Origin of the sequence: Labrenzia sp. 011 (genome assembly GCF_003075075.1) — a bacterium.
Taxonomy (GTDB): Bacteria; Pseudomonadota; Alphaproteobacteria; order Rhizobiales; family Stappiaceae; genus Roseibium.
Window position 1 is genome coordinate 1 of sequence record NZ_QCYM01000018.1, and the last position, 12,129, is coordinate 12,129.

General features: G+C 57.4%; 8 protein-coding genes and 3 pseudogenes. 3 read left to right on the forward strand and 8 right to left on the reverse strand.

Annotated elements, in window-relative coordinates; genetic code table 11:
• Window positions 1-822: IS3 family transposase (locus DCO57_RS17160; RefSeq protein ID WP_116700142.1), on the forward strand; the 822-nt coding region annotated here is incomplete at its 5' end.
• Window positions 823-1,062: 240 nt separating this feature from the next.
• On the opposite strand, the gene DCO57_RS17165 is transcribed toward DCO57_RS17160, so the two are convergent.
• Window positions 1,063-3,057, reverse strand: coding sequence for a methyl-accepting chemotaxis protein (locus DCO57_RS17165; protein ID WP_116700143.1), 1,995 nt, complete (start codon window positions 3,055-3,057; stop codon window positions 1,063-1,065).
• Window positions 3,058-3,587: 530 nt separating this feature from the next.
• Window positions 3,588-3,721: pseudogene (locus tag DCO57_RS17170) on the reverse strand (IS3 family transposase); the annotation flags it as partial.
• A gap of 161 nt (window positions 3,722-3,882) precedes the next feature.
• On the opposite strand from DCO57_RS17170, the gene DCO57_RS17175 reads away from it, so the two are divergent.
• Window positions 3,883-6,792 (forward strand): Tn3 family transposase, encoded by a 2,910-nt coding sequence (locus tag DCO57_RS17175; RefSeq protein ID WP_116700144.1) that lies wholly within the window; start codon window positions 3,883-3,885, stop codon window positions 6,790-6,792.
• Window positions 6,793-6,904: 112 nt separating this feature from the next.
• On the opposite strand, the gene DCO57_RS23720 is transcribed toward DCO57_RS17175, so the two are convergent.
• From DCO57_RS23720 to DCO57_RS17190, 3 genes are read right to left on the reverse strand one after another with little or no spacing between them, the layout of a single operon-like run.
• Complete coding sequence (locus DCO57_RS23720; RefSeq protein WP_205756195.1) at window positions 6,905-7,591, reverse strand: hypothetical protein; 687 nt, start codon at window positions 7,589-7,591, stop codon at window positions 6,905-6,907.
• 14 nt (window positions 7,592-7,605) lie between these two features.
• On the reverse strand, window positions 7,606-8,772 hold the full coding sequence (locus DCO57_RS17185; protein WP_116700145.1) for an MFS transporter: 1,167 nt from the start codon (window positions 8,770-8,772) through the stop codon (window positions 7,606-7,608).
• A 58-nt stretch (window positions 8,773-8,830) separates the two neighbouring features.
• Window positions 8,831-9,220 (reverse strand): MerR family transcriptional regulator, encoded by a 390-nt coding sequence (locus tag DCO57_RS17190; RefSeq protein WP_208978009.1) that lies wholly within the window; start codon window positions 9,218-9,220, stop codon window positions 8,831-8,833.
• Between the two features lie 314 nt (window positions 9,221-9,534).
• Between DCO57_RS17190 and DCO57_RS17195 the strand changes: the two genes are divergently transcribed.
• Entirely contained in the window at window positions 9,535-10,101 is a 567-nt protein-coding gene (locus DCO57_RS17195) for a recombinase family protein (RefSeq protein WP_116700146.1), read from the forward strand.
• 64 nt (window positions 10,102-10,165) lie between these two features.
• On the opposite strand, the pseudogene DCO57_RS17200 reads toward DCO57_RS17195, so the two are convergent.
• From DCO57_RS17200 to DCO57_RS24150, 3 genes and pseudogenes are all read right to left on the reverse strand, one after another.
• Window positions 10,166-10,381: pseudogene (locus tag DCO57_RS17200) on the reverse strand (GTP cyclohydrolase I); the annotation flags it as partial.
• Between the two features lie 186 nt (window positions 10,382-10,567).
• Window positions 10,568-11,245, reverse strand: coding sequence for a class I SAM-dependent methyltransferase (locus tag DCO57_RS17205; protein ID WP_205756196.1), 678 nt, complete (start codon window positions 11,243-11,245; stop codon window positions 10,568-10,570).
• A 119-nt stretch (window positions 11,246-11,364) separates the two neighbouring features.
• A pseudogene (locus tag DCO57_RS24150) lies at window positions 11,365-11,949 on the reverse strand (metal-binding protein ZinT); the annotation flags it as partial.
• Window positions 11,950-12,129 lie beyond the last annotated feature (180 nt).

The window sequence follows — 12,129 nt, forward strand, 5'->3', positions numbered from 1 at the left end:
TCGGTGCGGGCGATGTGCCGCTGTTTGCGCATCCATCCCAGCGGCTTCTACGCTTGGTCGAAGAGCCCGCTGAGCAAGCGGGCCCAGGAAGATATCCGTCAGACGCAATTGATCGAGGAAGCCTGGAAGCAAAGCGGCAAGGTCTATGGCTATCGCAAGCTCCATGATGACCTGTTGGACCAGGGCGAGACCAGCTGCGCAAACCGGGTTGCCCGTTTGGCCAGGCTGGCGGGGATCAGGGCTCAGATCGGCTATCGGCGTCGACCAGGCTCCTATGGCGGCAAACCGTCTGTCGTGATTGATAACACCCTGGCACGGCAGTTTGATGTCGATACGCAGGACACCGCCTGGGTGACCGACATCACCTACATCAAGACCATGGAGGGCTTTGCCTATCTGGCCGTGGTCATCGACCTGTTCTCGCGTCGTATTGTTGGCTGGTCACTGCAAAACCGGCAGACAACCGAGCTTGTCCTTCAGGCTTTGCACATGGCCGTGTGGCGCAGAAAGCCCCGGAACAAGGTGTTGGTCCACTCTGATCAAGGCTCCCAATTCACGAGCATGGATTGGGCGAGCTTCCTTCGGCACCACAATCTGGTTCACTCTATGAGCCGACGCGGCAACTGCCATGACAATGCTGTAGCGGAAAGTTTCTTCAACCTGCTCAAGCGCGAAAGAGTACGACGCCGGACCTATCGAACCCGGGACGAAGCACGTCAGGATGTGTTCGACTACATCGAGATGTTCTACAATCCAACGCGCAAGCACGCCCGGAACGGCATGCTGTCGCCCGTCGAATTCGAGAACAGACACCAATCATGAACTGAAAGGTGTCTACGAAACGCGGGGCTATTCATGCTGGTGCATTGGGCAAAGGCTTTGACGCGGCTCTTCGCAGCCGGATTGAAGTCCTTCGGATCGTTCAGAAAGCGACTGTCTCCAGCGTTGCAAAATCTTGAAAACCAGAAAGGTTTCCTGCGATCTTGCGCCTTGGCGCCAATCATTTTCTGAACGACCTGAAAGCATAATTTATGAGTCCACACCCTAGTGGTGGAAGGCAGCTTACGCTGCGTTCACTTCACCCAGAAACTGTTCAACTACCTGGCGCATGGTTTGTGCCTGGCTTGCGAGAAGCTCGGAGGCCTGAACCACACTCCCGGCCGCCTCTTCGGTTTCGGCAGCTCCCTTTGATACCACCACAATACTCCGGTTGACTTCATCGGTTCCCTGGGCTGCCTGATCCACATTCGAGGCGATCTCACTCGTAGCTGTCGACTGCTCCTCCACAGCAGAGGCAATGGAAGAAGCGACCGTGTTCATTTCCGCTATGATGGACGAAATCGCCTGAATGCCGTCAACCGCCTCACGGGTCTCATTCTGGATGGCGGAAATTTTCGCTGAAATTTCCTCGGTTGCCTTGCCCGTTTGGCTCGCCAGTTCCTTGACTTCCGCTGCGACAACCGCAAAGCCCTTGCCGGCTTCGCCAGCACGCGCCGCTTCGATCGTGGCATTGAGAGCCAGAAGGTTTGTCTGTTCCGCAATGCTGGAGATAAGAGCGATGACTTCTCCGATGTCTTCGGCAACGATTGCAAGACCCGAGATCTGCTCATTGGTCGTTTCCGCCTGTGACGCGGCACTGCTTGCAATATTCGCCGAGTGGGCAACCTGGCTGCTGACCTCGCTGATCGTGGCAGAAAGCTCCTCACTGGCCGCAGCTACGGTCTGAACGTTGGCACTTGCCTGCTCGGATGCACTTGCAACCGTCGTCGACTGCTGAGCCGTATCCTGGGCCGTTGCCGTCATCTGATCTGCAGTAACCTGCAAGTTCGCCGAAGCCTCGGAAATCGAAGTCAGCATACCACCCACTTCACTGTCAAAAGTTCCAACAGCGGCAGAAATCCGGGAATTGCGTTTTTCACGTTCAGATTGTGCCAGCTTGTGTTCAGCTTCCAAACGCTGCTGTTCCTTAACCGTTTCCAGGAAGCCGGAAATCGACTTTGCTACGGCGCCTATTTCATCCTTGCGCCGCGCTTCTTCGAAGGACACGTTTGTGTTACCTCCAGCAAGCTCATCGGCGTCATTGACAAGGCGGCTGATCGGTCTGGTTATCCCCATGGCGATTACATAAGCGAGGATAAGGGACGCAACAAACGATACCGCTGAGACAATCCCTACCTGAACCTCGGTAGAGGTCATCAAGTCGTTCGTCCTCTTGGCGAGCAAGACTGCGTCTTTTCCGGCGCTTTCCTTCATTAGGGTCGCATTTTTGCTGACCTTTACCCCGCTTGCCAACATGACTTCGTCACGAAGATGATTGCGTTCCAGAATGATATCGCGAACCCGAAGTGCGGCCGTTTCATATCTCTCCACCATGGGAATAGTCTCTGCAAGCAGCTTCTTGCGCGCAGGGTTTTCGATGCTTGCGTCCAGCTGCGTCAACCGGGCACTGGCCTGCTCGAACTCCTTGGAGAGACGGTTGATATCCGCCGGATCATTCGAAGCCAGGAATTTCAACATGTAAAGGCGGGCAAGCAGGAAATTCTCTTGAACTTGGCCGGCCAGATTTGCGGTCTCATAATCGCCATCGGCTGTCGCCGTCTCATTGATTTCCGTAAGGTTGATACGGGCGCGCGGGCCGACCTTATCGAGTGTGTTCACAACGAGGTCATCCCGCTCCGAATAGAGAGCGGCAACGTCGGCAAGGGTTGTTTCGAAGATGCCGATTCCGGCTTCGATCTCGTTGCGGAATTCGACGCGGACCGGATTGTTGATCTCGGTTTTGGCCAGTTCCACGCCCTCATTGACCTGTAGAACGAACTTTGTGGCCTCAGCGAGATCTTCCGATGAGCGCGTCAGCAAATACTCATTTGTGTTGAGGAGGACTTTCGCCATGTCCGCATTCAATTCGGAAGCGAGCAATGCGTCTGAACTCATATCTTCCAGCTGGGCCACATCATTTTTGACGTTATTGAAGTTGAAAAGCGACCACATGCCAACAAACGCAACCATTAATGCCACCAGGCCAAAGCCTAAACCAATGCGAAACTTAACGCTCATATGTATGACTCCTTCATTAATAGCTCCTCACACTGCGACGAAACCGAAGCGATGCTCTACTTCCTGATTTGCTCGAATTTTGCTTTAATTTAGTTAAAAAAATAAAAAAACAGGCATTTAAAACTAATAATAGCACAGTACATATATGAATATAAAAGGTTGTGCTGTTGATTTTTCGCTTAAGATTCCCTAAAGTAAGAGTGAGCGCGATAGCCGGTTAACGTCGCAAACGGCATTGCCAAATTGTTGACCGCGCTTGGCTTTGTTAGGGTGTGGACCCATAAAATTATGCTTTCAGGTCGTTCAGAAAATGATTGGCGCCAAGGCGCAAGATCGCAGGAAACCTTTCTGGTTTTCAAGATTTTGCAACGCTGGAGACTGTCGCTTTCTGAACGATCCGAAGGACATCAATCCGGCTGCGAAGAGCCGCGTCAAAGCCTTTGCCCCATGCACCAGCATGGCTCTTCAGGCTTTTCCTTGCTCTTCTTTGTCGGATTGATGCCTGAATGTACAATTTTATGGGTCCACACCCTAGAAAAGTCGAGCGTGACGTTATTTGCATAGGCCCACAGGCAAGATCACGGGAGATGAATTCGCTGCCGTTGTCCACCCGGATCGTCTTCGGATAACCGACGCCGTTGTCGGTCATGACGCGTTCCACGGTGATACCCCTGGCAGCGAACCATCTGGTCGCCCGTACAAGGCCCAGTCGGCCCGAAGCTGCGATTTTGGCCAACTCGCAGAACGTTGTGGGAACACGGCGTGGAGGATTGACCCGAGAAGTGCCCGGTCGTGACATTGCGCTCCAATTTGAGGAGCGCTTTAATGAGTACGGGTATTTCGAGTTCGGACATTGTCGGTCAATGTAGCCTGAGCTTCGCCGACATTGATTTCATCAATTCCAAACCGGCCGCGACGAGGCTCGGCTTGGCCTCGCAGTTGAAGTTTTTCAGCGCACGCGGTTTTTTCGCTGACGATGGCACATTGATCCCGAACGATGCTGCCGAATATCTGGCCGAGCAGATCGGCGTCCCAGCCGACGAACTGTCCAGCTATGATTTCGGCGGGAGAACAGCCCGTCGGCATTGCGCCGAGATTTTGCAGTATCTCGGCTTTGGCCGCATGACGCGACAAGACCGCGAAGCGCTTTCTTATTGGATTATCGGCGAGCTTTGCCCGTCCGGACAATCCGTCAGCGCCATGCTTGAGGCGGTGTTCCTCTGGTGCCGGGATCGCAATATCTATGGTCCGTCTGCCAAAGAGCTTGAACGGCTTGTTCGTTCGCAGCGGCAACAATATCTCGACGGCTGGCTTCATGAGGTGAGTGCCGTGCTTCCGCCTGAGACTGTGTTGGCGATGGAAAGCTCCCTGGCTGACGCGGAAGGGCCGACGGGCTTCAATGCGATGAAGGCCGACGCGGGGCGAGCAACGCTCGACAACATTCTGGAGGTGACCGCTCGGCTTGCGTTCATCCGGAGCCTGAAACTCCCACGGAATATGCTTTCAGCGATCAACCCGGCCTGGATCGAGCATGTTGCCCTCCGGGTTTCCGGCGAAAAGGCGTCGGAGATGCGCCGCCACACGCAGACGCGCCAGCTCGCGCTTTATGCGGTGTATCTGATGGCGCGGGAAACGGCGATGACCGATGCAATGGTCGAGCTGCTCGTGGAGACGGTACACAAGATCGGAACCCGGTCGAAACGGAAGGTGGTGGGTGACATCGCCAAGGATGTCGAACGGGTCTATGGCAAGGAACGGCTGCTCGTCGACATTGCAACCGCATCGATTGACGATCCGGACGGTCGCATCTGCGATGTCATCTTTCCGGTTGTCGGCAAGGAAAAGCTGGCGGCGATCATCAAGGAAAGCAGTGCCAAGGGTGCACTTGACCGCCGAATCTATGCAGTCATGCGCAATTCATGGGCCAATCATTATCGGCGGATGCTACCAAGCCTGCTTTCCGTGCTGGAGTTCCGGTCGAACAATGCGGTTTGGCGACCAGTTTTGTCCGCCCTCGACTGGATCAGGGCAAAGCTGGAGGACGGGTGCCGGTTCGTGCCGCAGAAGGATGTGCCGATAGACGGTGTGATCCCGGCAAAGTGGCGCAGTTCGGTCATCGATGGAAATGGCCGCGTCAACCGCATCAGCTATGAACTCTGCGTCCTGACCCAATTGCGGGAATGCATCCGGTCCAAGGAAATCTGGGTTGTCGGCGCGGACCGTTACCGCAATCCCGATGATGATCTGCCGAAGGATTTTGCGGCTCGGCGCGCCTCTTATTATTCCAAGCTGAACCTGACACAGGACGCATGCGAATTTGTGGCAATGGTTCGCCAGGAGCTGGAACACGAGTTGCTGCTTCTGAACGAAACAATGCCACAAAACGAGAAGGTGAGAATCCTCTGGCGCGGCGAAAACCGGATATCGATCACGCCGTTCAAACCAGCGCCGGAACCGAAAGGGCTGGCAGCCATCAAATCGGAGATTGGTCAGCGCTGGCCGATGACGGGCCTTCTCGATGTGCTGAAGGAAGCAGCCCTCGACACCGGATTTCTTGACGCATTCGAGACCTCGGCCTCCCGTGTCGCCCTGCCAAAGCCTGTTCTGGATCAACGACTGCTTCTTTGCCTCTATGGCCTCGGCACCAATGCCGGTTTGAAGAGGGTTGCCGGAGCCACCACCGATGCCAGCTATGAGGAACTTCTTCATGTGCATCGCCGCTTCATTCACGCGGGCGCTTTGCGGGAAGCCTGCGCTCGGGTTGCCAATGCAACGCTTGCAATTCGCAACGCAGCAGTCTGGGGTGACGCCGGGACGGCCTGCGCATCGGATTCCACGAAGTTCGGGGCCTGGGATCGCAACCTGATGACGGAGTGGCATGCTCGCTATGGCGGGCGCGGCGTCATGATCTACTGGCATGTCGAAAGGCGGGCCACCTGCGTCTATTCCCAGCTCAAGCGGTGCTCGTCGTCGGAAGTTGCATCGATGATCGAAGGTGTTCTTCGCCATTGCACTGATCTGGAAATCCAACGGCAATATGTCGATAGCCACGGCCAGAGCGCCGTTGGTTTTGCCTTCTGCCGCTTGCTCGGCTTTGAACTCGCCCCACGCCTGAAGGCGATTGCCCGGCAGAAGCTGGCGCTACCGGATGCGAACTTCCGGGCAAGATTGCCGAACCTGCTTCCGATCCTTTCCAACCCGATCAATTGGGAGGAAATCGAGCAGCAATATGACGAAATGGTCAAATATGCCGCTGCCATGCAGACGCGCACGGCCGATCCGGAGGCGATCCTGCGCCGCTTCGCGCGGGCGGAAGTGATGCACCCAACCTACAAGGCGTTGAGCGAACTCGGCCGTGCGGTCAAGACGATCTTTCTATGCCGCTATCTGCGGCAGGAAGCCTTCCGCAGGGAAATCCATGAAGGGCTGAACGTTGTCGAAAACTGGAATAGCGCCAACGGTTTCGTCTTCTTCGGTAAAGGTGGTGAAATGGCGACCAACCGCATTGATAAGCAGGAGGTTTCGGCATTGGCGCTACACCTTCTTCAGGCTTCGCTCGTCTATGTAAACACGCACATGCTACAAACGGTGCTTGCAGAACCAGCCTGGCACGGTCGTATGGCTCCGGAAGATTATCGCGGCCTTACCCCGCTGATCTACGCTCACGTCAATCCCTACGGCCGGTTCGATGTCGATCTGTACAGCCGGATAGATTTCGGCAAAATCGCTGCCTGAGCAGCGGCGCGAAAATGCACTTTGCAAAACTTAGGTGCTATTCAAACTTGTGTTCAGAGTTCTGCGGCGCTGCCGGGTGCGACAGCGCCCGCCGGTCCATGAGGAAACGGATTCAGGACGGGCGAACGCTATGTCCCTTCTCTGCAAGCCAGGCGTCGTGCAGCCATTTTTCAGTGCCACGCTTTCCGGGAAAGGTGATCCAGTGAATATCGCGCTCGAACACCATGACCTTACGGTCAGCGCTAACGATGACCCACATCCAAAGCCCGTCAGCAGTGTTGCGCATCTTCACCTTCATGCCCGTTAAGGTGAGGTTTTCCGTGTGCCCATTACGGATGACGCGCAGCGGCTCGTCGTGAGGATCGACCCAACTGATTTTCAGAACCGGCAGGAGATCGGGGGCGGCTTCGCGCAGGAAGCTCATGGCGATAGCCTGCGCTTGCTCACGGGACGGCAGTTCGCCGCCGACCAGATCGAGGTCCATGCGGGCAAAGCCCTTGAGGCGGCCGTTATTCGCAATGACGGTGCTGAAATGCTCGCCGCCGAGCGCAGCATTGCGGCCGTCCGTTCGCTCGTAGCGCACCAGTTCCGCCCCTTCCTTGTCTACGGTGACGGGGCGACGGGCGATTTCACGATATCCGGCCGGCATATAGGTCGCGATGGTGTCAGCAACGGGCTGGGCCAGAGCAGTTGTGGTCATGGGGTTTCCTTTCGGCGTATCAGCGAGCGAGATGGTGGCGGGGCTTCCGGCGATGAGACCGAGCGCGGCGAGTGCAATGGCGGGGCGTAATCGGGGCATGTCGAGGCCTCCTTTCATCGTGGGCTGGAGGGTGAGGGTCGGGAAATGCCGAACGTGAGTCCGAGGGCGGCCAACAGCAGCAGGACGGCCGACAGCAGCCAAAGCGGGGCGGCACCAAGGCCTCCGAGGGCTTGCGCGATGGGCGGCGCGGTGCTCGCGCCGACAAACAGGGCGAAACTGTAGATCGCCAGCGCCCGGCCACGATTAGCGTTCGTCGTCCGGCCAGCGACGGTGGCGATAAGCCCCGGCACGGCAAGGGCCACACCGCCAGAAAGAAGGGCGCTCGCCAGCAGCGCCGCAGATGGTGTGGCAATGGCGGCGATCCCGAGCGCAGCCGCCGCGAGGATCAGGCCGAGGCGCGCCGTGACCGTGGCACCATAGCGGCGCGTCAACGGGGCCGCTGCGAACGTGAAAAGCAGGGGCGGCAGGCCGACAAGCCGCAGGGTTTGAAGGTCAACCCCGATCGTCGCACCAAGGATTTGCGCCCCGCTGTAGAAGGAGACGAACCCGAGCAGCACGGTCACAGCCGCCAGCCACGCCGCGACAATGCCCGGATCGCGCAGCAATCCGGCCGGACGCGCAGCCTGCGCATCGTTTTGCGGGGCAGATGTCGTCCGTTTTGATGATGCGGTGAAAGCCAGACCGAGCGCGCCGACGGCATAGAGCGGCGCGAGCTGGAACATGATGGCGGGTAATTCCCCGTTCGACCCGGCCGCGAACAGTTGCGCCAGCGGGGCCGCACCGAGGAAGGCAAAGCTCATCAATGAGACCCCGAGCGGCCGGTGTTGCGCGGGCAGATCTTCCGTCACGAGCGAGAGGGCGGCCGGAGGGAAGATCGAGGCAGCCAGCCCTTGCACGGCCCGCGCCAATAGCAGAAATCCGAAACCGCTCGCCATTCCGACGAGGGCGGTCGCCAAGGTGGTGCCGGCCAGCCCGAAGAGGATCATGCGCTTGCGGCCGTAACGATCCGACAGGGGGCCGAAGATCAGGAAGCCCGCCGCATAGGCAAGACCGAAGGCTGTCCCGCTCAGGGAGGCTCGTGCGGGATCGACGGCAAAACGGGATGCTATTCCCCGAACGAGCGGGATGGTCACATAGAGCTGGCCGACGACAAGAAATCCGCAGGCCATGAGAAGCGCCAGCAATGCGACATGGCGGGCAGTGAGGCCGGTTCTATTCATTATGTAACCTGACGTTAGCTTGAGATTGTGGGTTCATGTTTTCCTGCCTTGCTTGCCTTCAGCCCCGCTGCGCTTGTGCGATCAGCTCTTCCATACGGGCGATGTTGCCTTCCAGATCCCGTTTGAACGCGGTCAGTTCATGAAGCTGGGTTTCAGCTTTGGCGAGCTGGACTTTCAGAATCTCGACCACCTTTTCCTTGCCCTTGATGCCGGTCGCATCCGCGAAATAGAGAGGGAGGACCGCAGCGATTTCATCGAGATTGAGGCCGAGCCGCTTCAAGGCGGCGATCTTCTCCAAACGCTTGAGCGCGGTATCATCGTAATAGCGGTAGCCTGCACCCTCGCGTTCAGCCGGCTGCACCAGCCCAAGCCGCTCATAATAATGGATCGTGCGGTGGCTGACACCTGCGCGCTCCGACAGCTCACCGATTTGAATAAGGGACGACAATGCAGCAGCTTCCTAAACCTGACGTTGGGTGTAGATTTAGATCACCGAATCTATGATGTCAACAGCGGCGGGCCGCTCGTAAATTCGGGAGCCCCGCATACCGCATGTTGGATGCGACGATATCGTGCCACAAAGGCGATCATAAAAGTGCGGCTAAAGCGGGTGACTTTGCGACAGGATTCCAACCTGTGGCGCATTTGGGTACGCCCTAGAGTGACACTTAAATGTGACGCGCGCAGAGTGTAACAAAAGGGTGGATTTTCGATCAAAGTGACGTTACACAATCGGACCCACCCTAATGTTACAGAATCGCCATGGCCCGCATCGGATACGCTCGCGTCAGCACCACAGATCAGGACCTCGATATTCAGAACGGGCGCCTGAAGGCTGCTGGTTGCGAAATCATTCGCTCAGAGACCGGATCGGGAGCATCCCGGAAGGGGCGATCCGAGCTGGAAACCATAATGCAATTTTTGCATGCGGGCGACGAACTGGTAGTTCTACGCCTTGACAGGCTCGGGCGATCCACCCGCGATGTTCTCAATCTCGTTCATGAGCTTGACGAAAAGGGGGCATCACTCCGTGTTCTCGAACCCGAAGTCACGACGGCCGGAAGCATGGGCCGAATGGTCATCACCATCCTCGGCATGGTCGCCGACATGGAACTTAAGTTCATCAAAGACAGGCAAAGAGCAGGCATTGACGCGGCAAAAGCTGACGGCATCTACACGGGCAGGAAGAAAAATGTCGATGACGCCGAAATCCGTAGGCGGATCGCTGCTGGCGCGACCAAAGCCGCCGTTGCTCGTGACCTGAACATTTCCAGGATGACGGTCTACCGCGCCTTGGAAGGCCAAGGTTCACCGTCAGACTCTATGTGATCACGTGTTCTCTACCTGTTCTTTGAGTTGGCCAAAATCGCAGCTTCGGGCCGACTGGGCCGGCAAGGAGTTCCGCCGGATCGATCTTGTATCCCTCGAAAAACTCCTCCCAGGCGCGCACGACTCGGGCGGGCGTGTCGACAAGCCCTTCACGGTCCGGATCATCTCCGCTCCATTCGAGGAGAACGCGAACGGCTGCTTCCGCATCAGCGCGCGAGGGACGCAGCCCCTGCGCCTTCCTCTCCTCTGCCATGGCCGCAACGGCCGCTGCATAATTCATGGTTCTTTGAACCTCCGTCAAAATCATTCCGGCAGGTGTGAAATGTCGTGACATCTCCGCCTACCCTTGCTTGCGGTGTCCTGCGCTTCCAGGCCCGGACTGTCGCCGGGTTGGTGTCAGCTCGCGGCATCCCGGCATTTCGCGAGGAGATCCGCTGGTTCCGCCAGAGACATTCATCTTCGCTGGTCACCTGGTCGCATACCAACCGCGGATCAGAAAGGCTTGGAGAAAGGCGACCGGCAACTCGAAACCTGCGCGCTTCAGCATGCTTTCGGTCTCGTCCTGGGACACTATGGACAACGTGTTGCGCAGCGTGTCCGGTAGCGATTGCAACGATTGTGGGTTCGCGCCCATCATGGAATGAACACGTTCCCAGTTTTTCAGCAATGACGGGAACTGGACCGCGTCGAGATCGGAACTTATTTCCGTGCTGATAAAACAGCCTCCGGGCTTCAGCCTGTCGTGAACAGCCTGGTAATATGCGCTTCTGTCTTCACGAGCGATGAAATGGGCGACCATGATGCTCAGTGCGGCATCGAATTTCGCCTCGTCCCGCACATCGTCGATGTACCCGTGAACCAGTTCGCATCGGTCGAGAAGGTCTGCTGCCGCCAGTTTGTCCCGACAGACTTTCAGCATGGCTTCGGAGGGATCGACGCCCACGAAGGACCAGCCCGGGAAGTCTTTTGCGAGAGCGAGTATCTCGGCACCGGTTCCGGCTCCTGCACAGAGCACGCGGGCGTTGGATGGCAGGTCCGCGAGAATAAGACGGATGAGCATATGCATATTGGCCGAAAATGCGGAGAGCCGGCTGTTTTTCTCGTCATAGCTTTCAGCCATTTGCTGGTTGAAAAAATCTGGCATTGAAGGTTTTCCTGCAGTCTCGGGCATTGCGTGTCTCATCGGGGCTGTTGGTTTTCCCGCAGTCGTGGCCCGACCGGAGGATACGCCCAGCCTGTCAGGCCGGGCGCCGGCAGGCTCGATCAGTGAGCCTGCATTTCCGCGACGATCTCGTCGGCACTCAGTGAGGACGGATAGTAGGTCGGCCAGTTCGTCACTTCCTCGAGGAGGGCGGTGCGATCATCGCCCCAGTAAAGATGATAGTGATCAGCCTTGGCAGGAGCGATCTTGTGATCGCTGAACTGGATGAACTGCGGTGCGGCCTCATCCCCCTCGACCTTCTTGAAGATGAAGCGAACGCCGCGATTGCCCTTCTTGTAGGTCAGGATCTCGCGGCCGTCGCTCACGTAGCGGGCCTTGAGCGGGACCCCTTCGGAGAAAAAGGTCACGGCATCGCCGTCGATCGTGATGCGTTCGACTTCGGTCCGGTAACCGGTTTCATAATAGGCCTTGTACTCCTCGGCGCTCATGTCTCCATGTTCCGCTTTTCGAGCCATGACTTGGTCGAGCGTCCCGTCCCGCAGATATTGATAGACCGACTGCCAGTCGCCGGCCCAATCCGACAGGGAACGCGCCTTGACCTGAGCGTCCTCGAAATAGCCCTTGTAGACCTGATCGTCTGCGTGGCTGTGAGCATGCTCATGCGCGTCGTTGTGGCTGTGATCGTGACTTTCTTCACCAGTCTTGCCGTGGACCAGGCCACTACCGCCGGCCACCGCGATATTGTAGGGAATTCCGTCCACTTCGATGGCAGCGATCTCTTCCAGGGTCTCCTTGGAAATACGCCGCACAACACCGGCCAGGGGATCGCTCATGATGATTTCGTTTCCGGCCACGGCGAGTCGCGG